Annotated in this window: 13 protein-coding genes and 1 pseudogene; 4 read left to right on the top strand and 10 right to left on the bottom strand. The window is 72.2% G+C overall.

The features are described 5' to 3' along the window. Positions 1-146: 146 nt before the first annotated feature. The 4 genes and pseudogenes from OG753_RS01375 to OG753_RS01360 form a co-directional block, all read right to left on the bottom strand. Positions 147-911, bottom strand: a complete 765-nt coding sequence (locus OG753_RS01375) for a class I SAM-dependent methyltransferase (RefSeq protein ID WP_405786747.1) — start codon at positions 909-911, stop codon at positions 147-149. A 259-nt stretch (positions 912-1,170) separates the two neighbouring features. Then, entirely contained in the window at positions 1,171-3,234 is a 2,064-nt protein-coding gene (ligA, locus tag OG753_RS01370) for an NAD-dependent DNA ligase LigA (protein WP_405786746.1), read from the bottom strand. Between the two features lie 181 nt (positions 3,235-3,415). Continuing rightward, positions 3,416-4,191, bottom strand: a pseudogene (locus OG753_RS01365) (amino acid permease); the annotation flags it as partial. A gap of 52 nt (positions 4,192-4,243) precedes the next feature. Then, on the bottom strand, positions 4,244-5,002 hold the full coding sequence (locus OG753_RS01360) for a TetR/AcrR family transcriptional regulator (RefSeq protein WP_405786745.1): 759 nt from the start codon (positions 5,000-5,002) through the stop codon (positions 4,244-4,246). Between the two features lie 103 nt (positions 5,003-5,105). Here OG753_RS01360 and OG753_RS01355 point away from each other — a divergent pair, with 103 nt between their 5' ends. Then, a complete protein-coding gene (locus OG753_RS01355; protein ID WP_405786744.1) occupies positions 5,106-6,353 on the top strand; it encodes a saccharopine dehydrogenase family protein in 1,248 nt (415 codons plus the stop codon). Positions 6,354-6,397: 44 nt separating this feature from the next. Here OG753_RS01355 and OG753_RS01350 read toward each other — a convergent pair whose 3' ends face one another. The 6 genes from OG753_RS01350 to OG753_RS01325 all read right to left on the bottom strand — a co-directional run bounded on the left by OG753_RS01350 (position 6,398) and on the right by OG753_RS01325 (position 14,183). Next, a complete protein-coding gene (locus OG753_RS01350) occupies positions 6,398-7,015 on the bottom strand; it encodes a carbohydrate-binding module family 20 domain-containing protein (protein ID WP_405786743.1) in 618 nt (205 codons plus the stop codon). A 205-nt stretch (positions 7,016-7,220) separates the two neighbouring features. Next, positions 7,221-8,165: a carbohydrate ABC transporter permease gene (locus tag OG753_RS01345; RefSeq protein ID WP_327260226.1), complete on the bottom strand. Its 945-nt coding sequence runs from the start codon at positions 8,163-8,165 to the stop codon at positions 7,221-7,223. Next, positions 8,162-9,502 (bottom strand): ABC transporter permease subunit, encoded by a 1,341-nt coding sequence (locus tag OG753_RS01340; protein WP_327260225.1) that lies wholly within the window; start codon positions 9,500-9,502, stop codon positions 8,162-8,164. The genes OG753_RS01345 and OG753_RS01340 overlap by 4 nt, the downstream gene beginning before the upstream one ends. Positions 9,503-9,512: 10 nt before the next feature. Beyond that, on the bottom strand, positions 9,513-10,844 hold the full coding sequence (locus OG753_RS01335) for an ABC transporter substrate-binding protein (RefSeq protein WP_327260224.1): 1,332 nt from the start codon (positions 10,842-10,844) through the stop codon (positions 9,513-9,515). 84 nt (positions 10,845-10,928) lie between these two features. After that, a complete protein-coding gene (locus OG753_RS01330) occupies positions 10,929-12,653 on the bottom strand; it encodes a glycoside hydrolase family 13 protein (protein WP_405786741.1) in 1,725 nt (574 codons plus the stop codon). A 249-nt stretch (positions 12,654-12,902) separates the two neighbouring features. Beyond that, on the bottom strand, positions 12,903-14,183 hold the full coding sequence (locus OG753_RS01325; protein WP_405786740.1) for an ABC transporter substrate-binding protein: 1,281 nt from the start codon (positions 14,181-14,183) through the stop codon (positions 12,903-12,905). A 168-nt stretch (positions 14,184-14,351) separates the two neighbouring features. On the opposite strand from OG753_RS01325, the gene OG753_RS01320 reads away from it, so the two are divergent. The 3 genes from OG753_RS01320 to OG753_RS01310 are packed head-to-tail and all read left to right on the top strand — an operon-like array spanning position 14,352 to position 18,006. Further along, entirely contained in the window at positions 14,352-14,858 is a 507-nt protein-coding gene (locus OG753_RS01320; RefSeq protein ID WP_327260221.1) for a PadR family transcriptional regulator, read from the top strand. Next, entirely contained in the window at positions 14,855-15,664 is an 810-nt protein-coding gene (locus OG753_RS01315; RefSeq protein WP_405786739.1) for an ABC transporter ATP-binding protein, read from the top strand. The genes OG753_RS01320 and OG753_RS01315 overlap by 4 nt, the downstream gene beginning before the upstream one ends. Positions 15,665-15,666: 2 nt before the next feature. After that, positions 15,667-18,006, top strand: coding sequence for an FtsX-like permease family protein (locus OG753_RS01310; protein WP_405786738.1), 2,340 nt, complete (start codon positions 15,667-15,669; stop codon positions 18,004-18,006). Positions 18,007-18,077: the final 71 nt, after the last annotated feature.

Raw genomic sequence — 18,077 nt, 5'->3', positions numbered from 1 at the left:
CCCGGCGCAGGCATCGCTCCGACGGCCCCGCGTCCGGCCCCGCGTCCGGGTCCGCGATCGCCGCACCGCACTCCGGACGCCGGGATGTGACGACAGGTCACATCCCGGGCCCGTCTGCGATCGGCAGGGTGCGGCGGGGAGGGCCGCTACGGCTTGCGGGCGTGGAGCACGCGCATGCCCCGTGCACCCGTGGCGTCGTGCGAAATCTCCAGGCCGGCCTCCCGGCACTGGGCGGCCAGCCGCTCGGCGGGGATCCGCAGCTTCGGGTAACTGCTGGTGCGCAGGGTCCACTCACCGTCGGCGCGGGTGTGGAGGAGGTCGTGCACCATCACGGTGTCCTCGTCGACGTATTCCAGGAAGCAGGTCAGCAGCCGGTTCTCGTCGCTGCGCACGGGAAGGAAACGGTCGGTGCCTTCCAGGGGTGCGCTGAGGTCGCGGTAGGTGATGACGAGGTGGCCGCCGGGGGCCAGCGCCCGACGGACGTCGGCGAGGAGGGCCGGAACGTCCGACGGCGTGGGCAGATGCGGGAGGGTGTCTCCCATGCAGAGGACCGCCGCTGCTGTTCCGGGGGCCGCGATCCGGGGCAGGGCGGTACGGATGTCGGCGTTCAGGGGGCGGATCGGGGAGTTCTTCCCGGCGCAACGGGTGAGTTCGGCCAGGAGCTTTCCGCTGGTGTCGACGGCGGTGACAGGACTGAACCCGAGGGCGGCCAGGGCCAGGGACTGGACGCCGGGCCCGCAGCCGAGGTCGATCGCGTGGCCGCCCGCCTCGGCGTGATCCTCGTCGGGGAGGACGCCGAGGCCCTTCAGCAGGGAGGCCTGTCCCTCGGCGAGAGAGGTGATGTCCCCGCCGAGCATCCAGGTGTACTGGTCGGCGAGCAGGTCTTCGTAGTGGTCGGTCGCTGTTGCCATACGGTCTCCTGTGGTCGGGCGGAGGGCGCGTTCACACGCACATTCCGCATCACCTTCGGCGGCAGGGTCAGGACCGCCTGCCCGGCCCGGCCCGCCGCCGGGGAGCCTACTTCGCCCCCGTCGCCCCCGTCGCCGCCGGCTCAACGACCGGTGATGTCCCGGCCCGGCAGCCTCCGCACGGCGGACCGGACGGCCGATCGGACCGACGACCGGCCGGAGGGACGCGCCGTCGGCGCGTCCCTCCGCGGCAACAGGCCGGTCAGTCCAGGAAGTCGGCGACCAGTTCGGCGAAGGCCTCCGGGGTGAGGACCTCGACACCGAGTTCGGCGGCCTTGACGGCCTTCGAACTCGGCTTGCCGTTCGCGGACGGCGCGGAGACCAGGACGGAGGTCTTCGCGCTGACGCTGCTGCCCGCGCGCCCGCCCGCCTTCTCGATCAGGACGTTCATGGCGTCCCGCCCCCGGCCCTCCAGCGCTCCTGTCATCTTCCCCGTCACCACCACGACCTTGCCGGCCAGCGGACCCGATCCCTGTGCCTCGGCCGGCTCCTGAGGCTCGGTCATATTGACCCCCGCCGCGGCGAGCTTGTCGATGACCGCAGCCAGGGCGGCGATCTGGTCGACTATCACCGGGGCCTTCTCCGGGCCGATGCCGTCCACGGCCTGCATGGCCGTGGCATCGGCCCTGCGGACCGCGTCCATCGTGCCGAAGTGCCGGGCGATGCGGCGCGAGATGCTGCGCCCGGTCCCCAGGATGCCCAGTGCGCAGACGACGCGGCTCAGCGGGCGGGTCTTCGCCGTTTCGATCTGCTCGGCGAGCTTCGCGGCACGCCTGGCGCTGCCGGAGGCGGTGGTGAGCTGGTCGAGGGTCAGGACGAACAGATCGGCTACGTCCGTGACGTCTCCGGCATCGACCAGGGCCTTCACGTACGTCTTGCCGAGCCCGTCGATGTCGAGCATCTCGCGCCCGGCGGCGTACTCGATGAGGGCCGGGAGGGCGCAGGCCGCGCCCTGTGCGCAGCGCCACCGCTCCTGGGTCTTGTTGATCTCTCCGCCGCAGTTGGGGCACTCCTGGGGGAGCGGCACCTCCGTCGCTCCGGCCGGGCGCAGCGCCACCACGGCGGCCTGGACGCGAGGGATGATGTCGCCCGCCTTGTAGACGGTCACCGTGTCGCCCAGGTGCAGATCGCGGCGCCGGATGTCGGCCGGGTTGTGGAGCGTGGCCCGGGTGACCGTGGACCCGTCGATCAGGACGGGTGCGAGTATGGCGGTCGGGGCGAGCACGCCGGTCCGGCCGACCTCCCACACCACATCCTCCAGCACGGTCTGCCGCTCGACGGCCGGGAGCTTGAAGGCGACGGCGAAGTAGGGGAAACGGCTGCCCAGGCCTGCCGCTTGCTGCTCGGCCGGGTCATTGACCTTGATCACGACACCGTCGATACCGAACGGCAGCCCGGGGCGCATCGCGGCGATCTCGTCCACCCGCTGCTGAGCCTCGGCGAGGGTGGCGACCACGTGAAGCCCGGCCGGTGTGTCCGCGGTCGTCCGCACTCCGGCCGCGGCGACAGCGGCCAGCACCTCGGCGTGCGTGCCCCCGACGGGCAGGAACGCCTCCCCGTCCAGCTCGACGGCGCCGTACGTCCAGAACGTCATCATCAGCCGGTACGGGCGGTCCTTCGCCCGCAGGGTGCCGGCCGTGCCGTTGCGGGGGTTGGCGAAGACCTGCGCGCCGTGCGCGGTGCGGACCGCGTTCGCGGTCTCGAACTGCTCCTGGGTGAACAGCACCTCGCCGCGCACCTCGAAGGTGGCGGGCACCGCCAACCGCTCGGGCAGGCCCTCGATCTGCCCGATGACGTGGCTGATGTCCTCGCCACTGCTGCCGTCGCCACGCGTGATGATCTGCACCAGCCGCCCCGCCCGGTAGCGGGCCGCCACGGCCGCGCCGTCCAGCTTCGGCTCGACGGTGAACCCGCCGGCCGCAGCGGCGCCCAGCCGGCGCTGCAGGGATTCGCCCCACGACAGCAGGCCTTCGGGGTTGAAGACGTTGTCCAGGCTGAGCAGCCGGGTGGTGTGCGCGACGTCACCGGCCGGGGCGACGCCGTCGCCGACCTGTCCGGTGGGGGAGTCGGCGGCGACGTCCTCGGGGTGCTGCTCCTCCCAGGCCAGCACGGCGAGCCGGAGCCGGTCGTAGGTCGCGTCGTCCATCGAGCTGTCGCCGTCGGCGTAGTACGCACCCGATGCGGCGCGCAGGCGCTCGAGCGCGGCCTCGTACTCGGACCGGCCGGACATGCTGGACAGCGCCTCAACGGCGGAAAGGTTCGTCATGGGAGTGATCCTCTCGCGAGGCACTGACAATCGCCCCGGCGCCCTCACCGCCGCCCCCTGACCGCCGCCCCCTCACCGCCGTCCTGTCACGGCCCGCCCGCCCGCCTCGGGTTCGGCGCCGTCCAGCGGGCCGGGGGAGCCGGGCCGCGATGCTTTCGGCCCGTCGTCCGGGCCCTCGTGGACCCGCTCCGGCGAGGGGTCCGGTGCCGATGAACAGGAACGCGCGCACCCCAGAGGTCAGCCGGCGCCGGTGGTAGACCGCGCAGGCGATGCCGGTGAGGGCGTGTCTGCGGGCCATGGACAGTGCGGTGCGGGAGGCCGGGATGATCGTCGTCCCTGTCGAGGCGAGTGCCGAGGTGGCGACGGCGAGGAGAACGATCCAGTCCCATCCGCCGAGTGCCTCGCGGGCCAGGGACGCGAAGACGGCCTGAAGGTCCGTCGTCTCCTCGGCGAGGTTGACGGCCGACTCCCGGCCCCAGTAGACGAAGACGCCGAGGAGCAGCCCGCCGGTCAGCGCCGTGCCTCCCGCCCCGAAGGGGTCGAGCCAGCCGACGGACGGCCGCGGCGCGTCGAGCGACCCGGTGCCGGCGTGGACCGGTAGAGGGCGACGGCAGCGAACGCGAACGGGCAGAGGGTCTGCAGCAGGACGGGGACGTTCTGCAGGCGGGCCGCGGCCTGCGTGTCCCGCACGCACAGCGCCGCCATCGTCACGATCACCAGCACGGTCAGTGCCTGGCGGATCAGGGTGTCACCGGCCCAGCCGTCCAGGCCGACGGCCAGCAGGCCGAATTGGACGGCCACGTCGGCGAGCGAGCCGACCACCAGGAGCCCGGTCATGGCGATCGCCCAGCCGCCCAGCCAGCCGGCCGTCGGACCGAGCGCACGCGTCACCCACGAAAAGGTCGTGCCGCAGTCGGGGTCGGCCCTGTTCAGTTAGTAGAAAGCGGATGCGATGAGGAAACCCGTACGCCGCACAGAGGGTCAATGGTGTTGGCATAAGCACGCCGGATCAGCCGCGCCGCCCCGCGTCCCCGCCCCCGGCTGCCGGCCGGCCCCCGGAGCTCCCGGCCGCCTCGGCCAGTTGCCTCTCGGCGGTGTCCAGCAGCATCTCCAGCGCGACCGGGTAGGCGCTGTGCGGCATGCGGGCCGCCAGCAGCCCGGCGGTGGCCGCGATGTTCGGGTATTCGTCCGCCGGCAGCCGTGCGTACGTCGACTCCCACCTCTCCTCGTCCGACTCGCGCGCCTTGTCCGTCAGCGCGAGCGGACCCGCGTCGAGCGCCGCGAAGGCCAGCGACTGGTCGATGTACGCGTGGTAGATCCGTACGGCGTCCCCGTCCGCGAATCCCGCGCCGCGCAGGCTGCCGAGGATCGCCTCGTCGGCGGCGATCTCGCGCGGCCGGCCGGTCACCCGGCTCGCGGTCAGCAGCGCCGCCTGGGGATGCGCGAGGTAGGCGCCGTGGATGCGCAGCCCGAGCGAGCGCAGGTCGTCGCGCCACTGCCCGGTGGGAACCCAGCCGGCGAGCGCCCGGCCGATCAGCTCCTCGCCGATGGCCAGAGTCAGGCCGTCCATGCCGTCGAAATACCGGTACAGGGTGCTGGGGTCCGCGCCGAGGGCGGCGCCCAGCCGCCGGGCGGACAGGCCCGCGCTGCCGTGCTCGCGCACCATCCGCAGGGCCGTCTCGACGATCAGGCGCTCGGAGAGCACCGTCCCCTGCCGGGTCGGACGCCGCCGCCTGCGGGCCTCTTCCGGAACCACGTCCTTCGCCATCGGGCGCTCTCCCATCCTTATGCCAACACCATTGACCTTAACTCGGAGCGCCCGGTTCCATCAGTCCCCCGAGGCGCACGCCTCGCAGAGAAAGGACCTCGCCATGCGTGTTCTGCTTGTGGGTGCCGGCGGTGTCGGGAGCGCGATCACCAAGATCGCCGCCCGCCGCGACTTCTTCGACCACTTCGTCGTCGCCGACTACGATCTGGCCCGCGCCGAGGCGGCGGTCGCGGCCCTGGGCGGCGCCGAGCAGCGGTTCAGCGCCCGCCGCGTGGACGCCTCCGACGAGGCGGCGGTCACCCGGCTGCTCACCGAGAGCGGATGCGACGTCCTGATGAATGCCACGGACCCGCGCTTCGTCATGCCCCTGTTCAACGCCGCGCTGGCGGCGGGCAGCCACTACCTCGACATGGCCATGTCCCTCTCCCGGCCGCACCCGGACCGCCCGCACGGCGAATGCGGCGTGAAGCTCGGTGACGAGCAGTTCGAACGGGCCGAGGAATGGGAGAAGTCGGGCCGCCTCGCGCTCGTCGGGATGGGCGTCGAGCCCGGGCTCTCGGACGTCTTCGCCCGCTACGCGGCCGACACCCTCTTCGACGACATCGACGAGATCGGCATCCGCGACGGTGCGAACCTGGCCGTCGAGGGGTTCGACTTCGCCCCGTCCTTCAACATCTGGACGACGATCGAGGAGTGCCTGAACCCCCCGGTCGTCTACGAGCGCGAGCGCGGCTGGTTCACCACCGAGCCCTTCAGCGAGCCCGAGGTCTTCGACTTCCCCGAGGGCATCGGCCCCGTCGAGTGCGTCAACGTCGAACACGAGGAGGTCCTCCTCGTCCCCCGCTGGGTCGGAGCCCGCCGGGTCACCTTCAAGTACGGCCTCGGCGACGACTTCATCGGCAAGCTCAAGACCCTCCACGCCCTGGGCCTGGACTCCACCGACCGGGTTGCGGTCCGCGGTGAGGGCGGCGCGGAGGTGCGCGTCTCACCCCGCGACGTGGTCGCCGCCTGCTTGCCCGATCCGGCGACGCTCGGGGACCGCATGACCGGAAAGACCTGCGCCGGCACCTGGGTCAAGGGCACCAAGGACGGCCTGCCCCGCGAGGTCTACCTCTACCACGTGGTCGACAACCAGTGGTCCATGCGGGAGTACGGCTCCCAGGCCGTCGTCTGGCAGACCGCCGTCAACCCGGTGGTGGCCCTCGAACTCCTCGCCACCGGCGTCTGGTCGCAGGCCGGCGTACTGGGCCCCGAGGCGCTCCCGCCGCTCCCCTTCCTCGACCTGCTCACCGCGTACGGGTCACCCTGGGCGATGCGCGAACAGAGCGACACCCCGACAGCGACCCTCTGACCGCGCCGACGCGGCGGAGCCGGTCGCGGACAAGTGCCGGACGGTCAGCAGTGGTTGACCGCCACGGGGTGGTTCTCGTGCGGGCCGTATCCCGCGAAGGTGGCGGTCGTGGCGGCGGCGATCTCCCGGCAGGGCGAAGTGCTGCCGTCCTGGTAGAGGACCTGGAGGCCGCGAGTGTCGCCGCAGCCGTTGAAGACCGAGGTGTAGCGCCAGGTCTCGGACCAGGTGACGCACGTGGGCGCGATGCCGGAGGCCGGCGTGCCGGGTGTGCGCCGGAACGTGTCCCGGGTGGTGAGGGCGGTGTCGGGCCGGGGCCGGAAGCTGCGGTCCGGCCCGGCCTCCCAGGTGATCGTTCCGTCGGCCGCCTTCACCAGGTACTTGTACGCGACGGAGGAGCCGGAGCCCACGAGGGCCTCGGCGTCCCATGCGGGATAGCCGTGCGCGTCGAGCGGCAGCGCGCGGGCCGGATCCCAGGATCCGAGGGCCGGATCGCTGCCGACGGCGAAGACCTGGTCGCCCCAGCCGGTGGTGGTCGTGACCTGGAACCGGACGGGTGACGTCGAGGGCGTGTCCGCCGCGGAGGACGGCGAGGCCAAGGGGAGGAGTGCGGCGGCCAGGGCGACCACGATGACACCGGCGCGTCTGCTCTTCGGTCCCTGCATGGGGAGTTGGTCCCTTCGTTCGGAGTGCGGTGGGCGGCAGCAGCCTATCCACTTCTGCAAGTTCTTGCGGCAACTTGCAGAAATCTTCCAGCCGTTCGCAGATCCGACCTGGATCCCGGTCGCCCCGAACGGCGTCGGGCCCGGACCCGCGGGTGCGGGTCCGGGCCCGACGGCTGCGTCGACGGGGGCCGGGGCGGGTGCGCGGCTACTTCACCGAGCCCGCCATCACGCCCTGGACGAAGTGCCGTTGGAAGGCGAAGAAGACGATCAGCGGGACCACCAGGGACAGGAAGGCCCCCGGGGCCAGGACGCCGATGTTGCTGCCGAACTGCCGCATCTGGGACTGCAGGGAGACCGTGAGCGGCTGGGACTCGCTGTCGGCGAAGAGCAGCGCCACCAGCATGTCGTTCCACACCCACAGGAACTGGAAGATGGCCAGGCTCGCGATCGCCGGGCGGCCGAGCGGCAGCACCAGCCGGGAGAAGATCCGCCACTCGCTGCCGCCGTCCATCCGGGCGGCCTCGAGCATCTCTCGCGGAATCTCGGCGAAGTAGTTGCGCAGCAGGAAGATCGCGAACGGCAGTCCATAGGCGACGTGGAAGAGGACGACGCCCGCGACCGTGCCGAACAGCCCCACCGCGCCGAAGAGTTTGGCCACGGGCAGCAGCCCGATCTGCACGGGTACGACCAGCAGTCCGACGACCACCAGGAAGACGGCGTCCCGGCCGGGGAACTCCAGCCACGCGAAGGCGTATCCGGCGAGGGCCGCGATGGCCACCACCAGGACGGTGGTGGGTACGGAGATCAGGACGGTGTTCCCGAAGGCCGCGGCGATGCCCGAATCCTTCAGGAGGGCGCCGTAGTTGTCCAGGGACAGCTGGGCCGGGTCGGTGAGAGCGGTCCACCAGCCGTCCGAGGCGTTGTCGCCCTCGGAGCGCATGGAGGAGATGAGCAGGCCCGCGAGCGGGGTGATCCATACGAGGGCGACCAGGATCAGCGCGCCCTGGACGAGGGAGTTGCTGAGCAGGCGCGACAGCCGCCCCCCGCCGCGGCGGCCGGGCCGGGGAGGCGTGGCCGCCGGGCCGGCGACGGGGCGGACCGCCGACGGTCGCCGCGGCGGCCGGCGCTCGATGGTGCTGGGGCCGCTCATGATCCGCTCCTTCGGAAACGCCGGATGTTGAAGACCATCGCCGGGACGACCAGCAGGAGGAGCACCACGCTGAGCGCGCTGCCGAGCCCCTGGTCGTTGCCGCCGCCGAAGGAGACCAGCCACATACGGGTGGCCAGCACGTTCGCCTCCTCCTGGACCGGTCCGGGCGCGATGATGTAGACGAGGTCGAAGACCTTCATCACGTTGATCACCAGGGTCACGAAGACGACGGTGAGCACCGGAGCGAGCAGCGGCACAGTGATCTTGCGGAAGATCTGGCCCTCGGAGGCGCCGTCCATGCGCGCGGCCTCCAGCGCGTCCCGGGGGATGGCGGCGAGGCCGGCGCCGATGAGGACCATCGCGAAGCCGGTCCACACCCACAGGTAGGCGCCGATGATGGCCGGTGTCACCAGCGCCGGACCGAGCCAGTTCACGCCCTGGTACGGGGCCTCGAAGTTGGCCGCGGGCAGCCGGACGGTGTAGTCGCCGTCGGCCAGCCCCGTGAAGCGGAACGATCCGTCGTCGGCCGTGACGGCGGTCGCGGCCACCCGTCCGCCGTCCCGGACCGCCTCGACCGTCATACCGGGCAGCCCGTTCTCGCCCGGGTCGACCTTGCCCGGCGTACCGGCGCCGCCGGGGGCGAAGTCGAGGTAGACGACGCCTCCGATCGCGTCCGCGACCGGAGCAGCGGTGGCCGCGGCCTTCGCTGCGGCGGGCATCGAGCCGGGTGCCACCCCTATGAACCCGAGACTGACCGAACTGCCGGGACGCAGCGTCCCCTCGGTGCTGTACGGGCCGCCCGCGCTCCCGGTCACGCCCTGGCCCTCCCGGGCCCGGGCCGTCGGGAAGGCGGCCGAGTCCTCGAAGCTGTCGTGGACGCCGACGACGGCGGCATTGAGCACGCCCCGGTCCGGGTCCTGGTCGTAGGCGAGCCGGAAGATGATGCCCGCGGCCAGGAACGACACGGCCATCGGGAGGAAGAGCACCAGCTTGAACGCGGTCGCCCAGCGCACCTTCTCGGTGAGCACGGCGAGCATCAGACCGAGTCCGGTCAGCAGCGTCGGGGCGACGACGACCCAGAGCGCGCTGTTGCGGATCGCCTTGAGGGTGGCCGGATCCTGCACGATCGCCGCGTAGTTCCCGGCGCCCACGAAACGGGTGCCGTCGGCGTCGAAGAGGCTGCGGCCGAAGGAGAAGAGGACCGGATAGACGACCAGCGCGCCGAGCAGCAGCAGGGCCGGGAGGACGAAGACGACCGCGAGGCGGCGCTTCCTCCGCTGGGCCCGGCGCCGCCCGTCGGCGATGTCGCCGCGGGCGGCGGTCAGGGTGTCAGCCATGAGAGTCGCCTCAGTTCCCGTAGGCCTTGGCGGCCTCGGCCTCGAGCTTCGCGGCCGTGCCCTGCGGGTCCGACGGGTCGCGCAGGAAGTCCTGGAGCAGCTTCCACTCGCCCGCTCCCTTGGTCCCGCCGAACGCGGCCGGGGCCTGGTCGGACATGTCGAAGCGGATCGAGTCGCCCGCCGCTATCAGCGAGTTGGCGGTGCTGCGGGTGATGTCGTCGCCGTACGAGGCGATGTCGACCTGGTTGTTCGGCGACAGGAAGCCGCCGGCCCGGGCCCAGACCTCCGCCGCCTCGGAGCCGGCCAGGTACTCGAGCAGCTTCATGCCGGCCTTGCTGTTCTTTCCGTCCTTGAGGACGACGGCCGCGTCGCCGCCGCTGACGACCGGCGGCCTGCCGCCCTCGACCGAGGGGAACGGGAAGAACTTGGCGTCCGTGCCGAGCTTCTTGCCGAACTGGTCCTTGGCGACGCCGCCGACGAAGTCGCCCTCGTAGACCATGCCCGCCTTGGGCTCGGGGCCGAAGACCTGTGCGACGGAGGAGGGGAAGTCCGTCCCGAGCGCCGCCTGGGCACCGCCCGCGACGAGCTGCTTGTCCTTGAACAGCTCTCCGAGGGTGGTCAGCGCCCTGACGACGCTCTCGTCGGTCCACTTGAGCTTGTGCTGGGCGAGCTGGTCGTACTTCTCCGGCCCGGCCTGGGAGAGGTAGATGTTCTCGAACCAGTCGGTGAGGGTCCAGCCGTCCTCGCCGGCTATGGCGAAGGCCGGGCGGCCGGAGTCGGCGAGGGTGCGGCCGGCCTTGAGCATGTCGGTGTAGCTCTTGGGCTCGTTGACGCCGGCCTGGGCAAAGGCCTCCGGGGCGTACCAGACCGTCGACTTGTGGGCGGCCTTGAAATAGAGGCCGTAGTACGTGCCGTCGACGGTGCCGTAGTTCTTCCACACGGGGGCGAGGGTGGAGCCGGCCGTGCGGGTGGTCTGGTCGGAAAGGGGCTGGAGCCAGCCCTCCTTGGCGAACTGCTGGAGCACGCCCACCTGGGGAACCATCACCACGTCGGGCGCGTTGCCGCCTTCGATCTTGCTTCCGACGAAGGTGGAGACGTTGTCGCCGGAGGGCACGAAGACCGTCTTGGCACCGGTCTTCTCGGTGAACGCGTCCAGGACCTTCTTGAAGTTCTTCTGCTCGCTGCCGGTCCAGACGCCGGCCACGGTCACGGTCTGGCCGCTCAGTTCGCCGCCGCTCGCCGGTCCGGTGGCGTTGCCGCAGGCGGTGGCGCCGAGGGCGAGGGCGAAGGCCGCCGATGCGGTGGCCGCGGTACGTCGGGTCGCCTTGCTGGGTCGTCGCATGAGAGGGGTCCTTTCGTGGAGGTCAGGTGCCCCGGGGGGCGGGCCCTGACCGCACTGGGAAGCGGAACGGGGAGAACCGGTGGGTCAGGCGCCGGGGATCTGGGCAGGGGCAGGGGCAAGGACCGGGGCAGGGGCCGGGCAGTCGGCCGTCCACCAGGCGGCGGTCGCCGCGGGCAGGACACCGTCGGGGCAGGGACCGCTGGCGAGCAGCGCCGTCCCGGGGACCGGGGCGGGTACCGGCTCGGTGCCGAAGTTGACCGCGCAGACCAGGCCGTCGCCGCGGACCATCGCCAGTACCTGGGCGGGAGCGTCCAGCCAGCGCAGGGCGCCGTCGCCGAGCTGCGGCAGGGTGCGCCGCAGCTGGAGGCCGTCGCGGTAGAGGTGCCAGAAGGAACGCGTGTCGGCCAGCGCGCGGTCGGTGGCGTGCTCGGCGAACCACTCGGGCTGTGGCAGCCACGGCTTGGCGCCGGCCGCGTCCCCGGTGAAGCCGAACGGGGAGGCGTGCCCGGACCAGGGCAGGGGCACGCGGCAGCCGTCCCGGACGTGCTTGCGGCTGCCCGTGCGCAGGAAGATCGGGTCGGTGAGGACCTCGTCGGGCAGGTCGAGGACCTCGGGGAGTCCGAGTTCCTCGCCCTGGTAGACGTAGGCGGCGCCGGGCAGCGCGAGCATCAGCAGGGCCGCGGCGCGGGCGCGGGCGGCTCCCAGTCCGCTGCCTTCCACCCCGGGCTCGCCCGCGTACCGGGTGACCGTGCGGACCTGGTCGTGGTTGTTGAGGACCCAGGTGACGGTGGAGCCGGTGCCGGCGATGTCGCGCACCGCTTCGGTGATCGTCCCGCGGAAGGCGTCCGCGTCCCAGGGTGCGCTGAGCAGGTCGAAGAAGAAGGCCTGGTGCAGTTCGTCGGGGCGGACGTACTCGGCGTGCTCGCGTGCGGTGGGTACGGACACCTCGCCGACCAGCAGCCGCTCGTGACCGTCCCGGGCGGTGTACTCCTCGCAGACCGAGCGCCAGCGCCGCCACACGTCGTGGACCTCGGGCCGGTTCCAGGCCAGCTGGTTGACGGCGTCGCGGGCGCGCTCGTCCGCTCCGGGGTCGTCGGAGTCGGGCAGCGCGGGGTGCTTGAACAGTCCGGCGGCGACGTCGATGCGGAAGCCGTCGACCCCGCGGTCCAGCCAGAAGCGCAGCACCTGCTCGAAGTCGTCCCCCACGGCGGGGTCGCGCCAGTTCAGGTCCGGCTGCTCGGGAGTGAAGAGGTGCAGGTACCACTCACCGGGGGTGCCGTCGGGCTCGGTGATCCGGCTCCAGGCGGGTCCGCCGAACATGGCGCGCCAGTTGTTGGGGGGCTCCGCCCCGTCCGGGCCGCGGCCGGGTGCGAAGTGGAACCGCGAGCGCGCTGCGCTGCCGGGTCCCGAGGCGAGCGCGTCCCGGAACCACGGGTGCTCGCTGGAGCAGTGGTTGGGGACGATGTCGAGCAGGAGCTTGAGCCCGAGCCGGCGGGCGTCGGCCACCAGCCGGTCGAACTCGGCGAGGTCGCCGTAGACGGGGTCGACCCCGCAGTAGTCGGCGACGTCGTAGCCGTGGTCGTGCTGCGGCGACGGGTAGAAGGGGCTGAGCCAGATGCCGTCGACCCCGAGCTTGCGCAGGTAGGGGAGTCCGGTCCGGACGCCGGCCAGGTCGCCGATGCCGTCCCCGGTGCTGTCGAGGAAGCTGCGGACATAGACCTGGTAGATCACCGCGTCACGCCACCAGGGGGCAGGGGCGGGAGCGGCGGGGGAGAGGTGGCCGGTGGCGGCCGGAAGGGTGCTGAGCATCTCGCGTCGACCTGTCTGCTGAATGCGAGAGCGCTCCGGATCGGTGCGCTGTTATGCATGCATGTTAAGTAGCAGCGACCGGAAGGTGTCAACGATGTGTCCAGAAACAGCGCAAAGCTGGGATGGTTTGTGCATGAATGCCCGCATGCATGAAGAAGGGTCTCTACTTAACATGTAAGTAGAGACCCTTGGGGAGTGAAGATGCCGACGAGCGGAGAAACGGCAGGGCTCAGCGCCCGAGGAGCGCGATCAGCCCTTGCGGGAGATGGCCCCGAGTTCGCGCGCGAGCCGCGCCGTCGCCTCCTCGGGCGTCTGGCGCAGCGCCATCACGTCCTGCGCCACCGCCTGCACGGCGAGGCTCACCTGGTCGTAGCGCGCACTCTTGGGGCGCGGCACCGCCGACAGCACGCTCTGGCGGAGCGTGGGCAGGTACGGATACGCCCGGACCAGCTCGGGATCCTCGTACAGCGCGGCGCGCACCGGCGGCAGCGAGCCCTTGGTGAGCACCTGCCGCTGGACCCGTTCACTGGTCAGGTAGGAGATCAGATCGGCCGCCGACGCGGGATGCCGCGCATGGCTGCTCACGGCGAGGTTGGACCCGCCCAGCACGCTGGTGCCGGGCCCGTCGGCTCCGGGCAGCGGCACGGCGCCGAACCTGCCCGCGATCTTCGACCCCGCGTCGCTCGCGTCCGCGTACACGTAGGGCCAGTTCCGCAGGAAGAGCAGCCGGCCGTCCTGGAAGGCCCGCCGCGACTCCTCCTCCTTGTACCCGAGCGCCTCGCGGGGGATCCAGCCCTCGCGCACACCGTCCGCGAGGAACCGCAGCCCGGCGCGCGCCGCGTCGGAGTCCACGCTCACGCGGGCGCCGTCGTCGCGCAGGATCGACCCGCCCGCCGAGTGCACGGCCTCGGTGACATTGACGGTGAGTCCCTCGTACGGCAGGAACTGGCCGGCATAGCCGTCCAGCCCGTACTCCGGAGCGATCGTGCGGGCCTGGCGGGCCAGCTCGTCCCAAGTGCGCGGCGGCTCCTCGCCCTCCCGCTCCAGGATGTCCTTGCGGTAGTAGAGCAGTCCCGCATTGGTGACGTACGGGACCGCGTACAGCCGCCCGTCGAAAGTCGCGGTGTCGACGACCGGCCGCAGGAACGCGTCCAGGGGGAACCGGTCACGCCGCAGCGGGGAGATCCACCCGGCCGCCGCGAACTCCGACGTCCAGGCGACGTCGATGTTCAGCACGTCGAACCGGTCACGGCCCGAACGCAGTTCGCTGATCATCTGGGCCCGCGTCTCGTCCGCCGAGTCGGGCAGCTCGACGAGCGTCACGCGCTCGTCGGGATGGGCCTCGTTCCAGTCGTCGAGGAGCGGCGGGAGGTAGTCCGTCAGATCGCCCGCCGTGACGAGCGTCAGAGGACCGCGGTCACCGGCACCGGAGGCCGCCCCCGCGTCGGCGCGGACGCCGAAACCGGTGTATCCCGCCAGTACGACCGCTCCCACCAGGAGAGCTCTACCCGCGGCACGCATCCACCGCATAGATTCCTCCCAGTGCACGATCCGGCTGCGCCGCCGACCATCGTGGCCTATATATACCCGTTAGGCATGGGCGATACTAGACGCCCAGGCAGACGAGACGGACAGCGGCGCAACTCGGCCCGCTGCCGAGTGAACCGTTGACTACGGAGCGGGAAGGAGGGGGAGCGAGTGCGGCTGGCGCTCCTTGCGCTCCTCACCCGTAGCCCTGCGCACGGTTACGAGCTGAAGCAGGACCTTGAGAAGCTCCTGGGCGCCGCGTACCCTCAGCCCAACGTCGGCCAGATCTACGTCACCCTCGGCCGGCTGGAGAAGAGCGGCCTGATCGAGGGCGAGGACGTCGAGCAGGCGGGCCGGCCCAACAAGCGCACGTACCGGCTGACGGACGCCGGACGCGAGGCCGTACTGGCCTGGTTCGAGGAGACCGCCGAGGAGCCCCGGGTACGGGACGAGTTCTTCATGAAGATCGCGCTCGCACCGCAGTCGGGTCTGGCAGATCCGGTCGCACTGATCAACAAGCAGCGGCGGCAGTACCTCAACACGATGCGGGACCTGTCCAAGCTGGCCGCGGCGGAGGACCGCGACAACAAGATCTCCCAACTGCTGATCGAGGGCGCCATGCTGCACCTGCAGGCCGACCTCGACTGGCTCGAACGCTGCCAGGAGGAGCTGGAATGAGCGACGACGCCACCACCGCCGCTCCTGGCGTGCCCGCCGACCCGGTCGCCCCCGCCGAGCCCATCGTGCGCGCCGAGGGCCTGACCAAGACCCACCACGGCGAGGGCGTGCCGGTGCACGCCGTACGCGGGGTCGACCTGTCCGTCCAGCCGGGCGAGTTCGTCGCGATCACCGGGCCTTCGGGAGCCGGCAAGTCCACGCTGCTGCACCTGATGGGCGGCCTCCAGCGCCCCGACAGCGGAAAGCTGTGGCTCGGCGGAGAACGCGTCGACGAGTACCGGGAAGCCCGCTGGGCGGTCCTGCGGCGCCGCAGCATCGGCGTCGTCTTCCAGTTCTTCAACCTGGTCTCGAACCTCACCGTCGCCGACAACGTCGAACTGCCCGCCCTGCTCGCCGGCGCCTCCCCGAAGGCCGCCCGCGCCTCGCGTGCCGAACTGCTCGCCGAACTCGGCCTCGAAGGCCGCGAGCGGTCGATGCCCGGCGAACTGTCCGGCGGCGAGCAGCAGCGGGTCGCGCTCGCCCGAGCCCTGGTCAACCACCCCGCGCTGCTGCTCGCCGACGAACCGGCCGGCAGCCTCGACAGCAAGGGCACCCGCGAGGTGCTGCGCCTGTTCTCCCGCTTCCACCAGCGCGGCCAGACGATCATGATGGTCACCCATGACGCCCGGATGGCCAGCGCCGCCGACCGCGTCATCAGCTTCTTCGACGGGCGTATAGCCGACGACGCCCAGCTCGGCGGCGGACGACGCACACCGGCCCGCGGCGTCTCCGGCGTCCTGGAGCTGGAACCGGAACCGAAGGAGTGACCGTGCGGGCCACCCTGCGCTGGGCGCACGCCGACTTCCGCGCACACCGCGGCGAAGCCCTCTTCGTCGTCCTGGCCAGCGCCGGGATCATCGCCTCGCTCCTGCTCGCCGGCGCACTGTTCAGCTACGCCGCCAACCCCTGGCAGCGCGTCTTCAACCAGTCCCACGGCGCACACATCTGGCTGCACACCCGCGCCGGGGCCGACACGGCCGCCCTGTCCCGCATGGACGGGGTCGCAGCCGTCTCCGGCCCCTATCGCACGGCGGCGACGACGGTCGAGTCCCGTGGCGCCCGGGTCGGAGTGTCGCTCCGCGCGGCCGAGGCAGCACCCCCGGAGACCGGGCGGCCACTGCTCACCGCAGGAAGCTGGCTCTCCGGACCCGACGACGACACCGACACCGGCACCGGAGGCGGAGCCGCCGTCGTACTGGAGGCCTCGGTCGCACGGGCACTCTGGGCGGAGCCGGGCGACACCGTACGGGTCATCGGCCCGGACGGCGCCCCGCACGCACTCCGGGTGCGCGGGATCGCCGAGGTGGCCGAGCCCCGCTACCACCCGGGCGGCGGGCCCGGCATCGGCTGGATCCTCGCCGACACCCTCGACGGGATCGCCCACGGCGAGACCGGGCAGAGCGTGGGCCTGCGCCTGCAGGATCCGGACGACACCGACTTCGCCGTCCAGCGCGCCGTGACCGTCCTCGGCGCCGACCGCGTCGCCCAGGTCACCAAGTGGCAGCAGGCACGGGCGGAGGCGGGCGGCGACGACCGGCTGCTCGGCCAGATGTTCGCCGTCTTCGGGCTCGGCGCACTGCTCGCGGCAGCGCTCGCCGCCGCCGGAGCGATCGGTGCCCGGGTACGCGGCCAGCTCAGGGACATCGCGATCCTCAAGGCGGTCGGCTTCACCCCCGGCCAGGTGACCCGCGGCTTCCTCGTGCAGCACCTGGCCTTCGCCCTCCTCGGCGTCGCCCTCGGCACCGCGGCGATCGCGCTGCTGGGCGCCCGGATACCCGGGCGGATCGGCGAGGCCGCGGCCGTGTGGCAGGACCTGCCCGGCCACACCGCGCTCATGATCGGCGTCCCCTGCGGCGCCGTACTGCTCATTGCGGCCGCCACCGGACTCTCGGCCTGGCGGGCCGGACGGGTCCCGCCGGTGCCGGTGGCCCGGGCGGCGCTGCCGACCGCCGCGCCGATGACCGCGCTCGGCCGGCGGGCCCTCGGGGTACGCGTGGCTCCCGCCCTCGTACTGGGCTGGCGCGCGGCGTTCCCGCGGCGCGGCCGGACGCTCCTGCCCGTGGCCCGGCTCGCACTCCCGCTGGTCCTCATCACGGTCGCGCTCGTCGCCTGGTCGACGCTGGACCAGTTCCGCAGCCGGCCCGCGCAGATGGGACTGGCCGCGGCACTGACCGTACGGTCCGGGCAGCCCGCGGCGTCCACCGAGGCGGACCTGGCGCAGGCCCTCGCGGCGATCCCGGACATCGCCACGGTCCACCCGGGCGCCGAGATGGCGGCGCTCGTGCCCGGACAGACCGGAACGATCACCCTCCGGGGGCTGGGCACGGCCCGGGACCCGTACCCCTCCAAGGTCGTGGAAGGACGCGCGGTCAGCGGTCCGGACGAGGCGGTGGCCGGGCAGGGACTGCTCGACCTCCTCGGAGTGCGGGTCGGCGCGTGGGTGCGGATGACCGTCGAGGGACGGCCGCAGATCCTGCACGTCGTCGGCCGCACCATCGAACCCGAATCGGGCGGCCGGGTGATCACCACGACCATCGACGCACTGCGCGAGCGCGATCCGGGGCTGCGTCCCGACTACCACGCTCTGGTACTGCGCGAGGGCGCGGATCCCCGGGCGGTCGGCGCCGCGCTCGCCGGGGTGGACGGCGGAGCGCTGGAGGTCCGGGAGACACCGAACCCCGTCGACCGGCTGGAGCCGGCGCGCGGAGTGATTGCCGCACTCATCGCGGTCCTGGCCCTGATCGGGCTGATCGAGCTGCTGACGCTGATCAGTACGGGCGTACGGGACCGGGGTCGGGACCTGCTCGCGCTGAAGGCGATCGGACTGACACCGCGCCAGATCGGCTCGATGATCGTGACGGCCGCCGGACTGACCGCGCTGGCAGCCGCCGTCGTGGGCACGACGGTGGGAGTGCTGTCCGGCAGCTGGCTGGTCGACACCCAGGGCGCATCAAGCGGAATCGGTGCCGGAATTGCTCAGCTGCCGCCATGGCCCGTGCTGTTGACAGTGATCGTCGGAGCGGTGCTGGGCGCGCTGGCGGCGGCCGCGCTGCCGGCGACACGGGCGGCGCGGCGCAGGCTGGCGGACTCGCTGAGCGAGACCCTCTGAACCTCCGCGAGGAGGCCCGTTCCTGGATGTCTCCGGCCGGTCCCTGGCCGCCCGGCCTGTCCCCGTCCGGT

Origin of the sequence: Streptomyces sp. NBC_00029, assembly GCF_045160505.1 — a bacterium.
Lineage (GTDB): Bacteria > Actinomycetota > Actinomycetes > Streptomycetales > Streptomycetaceae > Streptomyces.
Note: the sequence above shows the minus strand (reverse complement) of the source record. Positions and strands in the feature narration are given on the sequence as shown.

What these genes read in the sequence shown, in the direction of transcription:
- OG753_RS01340 (WP_327260225.1), bottom strand. Translation starts at nt 9,502, where the DNA reads ATGGCTGACACCCTGACCGCCGCCCGCGGCGACATCGCCGACGGGCGG.
- OG753_RS01360 (WP_405786745.1), bottom strand. Translation starts at nt 5,002, where the DNA reads ATGGCGAAGGACGTGGTTCCGGAAGAGGCCCGCAGGCGGCGGCGTCCG.
- OG753_RS01345 (WP_327260226.1), bottom strand. Translation starts at nt 8,165, where the DNA reads ATGAGCGGCCCCAGCACCATCGAGCGCCGGCCGCCGCGGCGACCGTCG.
- ligA (WP_405786746.1), bottom strand. Translation starts at nt 3,234, where the DNA reads ATGACGAACCTTTCCGCCGTTGAGGCGCTGTCCAGCATGTCCGGCCGG.
- OG753_RS01315 (WP_405786739.1), top strand. Translation starts at nt 14,855, where the DNA reads ATGAGCGACGACGCCACCACCGCCGCTCCTGGCGTGCCCGCCGACCCG.
- OG753_RS01355 (WP_405786744.1), top strand. Translation starts at nt 5,106, where the DNA reads ATGCGTGTTCTGCTTGTGGGTGCCGGCGGTGTCGGGAGCGCGATCACC.
- OG753_RS01335 (WP_327260224.1), bottom strand. Translation starts at nt 10,844, where the DNA reads ATGCGACGACCCAGCAAGGCGACCCGACGTACCGCGGCCACCGCATCG.
- OG753_RS01375 (WP_405786747.1), bottom strand. Translation starts at nt 911, where the DNA reads ATGGCAACAGCGACCGACCACTACGAAGACCTGCTCGCCGACCAGTAC.
- OG753_RS01325 (WP_405786740.1), bottom strand. Translation starts at nt 14,183, where the DNA reads ATGCGGTGGATGCGTGCCGCGGGTAGAGCTCTCCTGGTGGGAGCGGTC.
- OG753_RS01350 (WP_405786743.1), bottom strand. Translation starts at nt 7,015, where the DNA reads ATGCAGGGACCGAAGAGCAGACGCGCCGGTGTCATCGTGGTCGCCCTG.
- OG753_RS01330 (WP_405786741.1), bottom strand. Translation starts at nt 12,653, where the DNA reads ATGCTCAGCACCCTTCCGGCCGCCACCGGCCACCTCTCCCCCGCCGCT.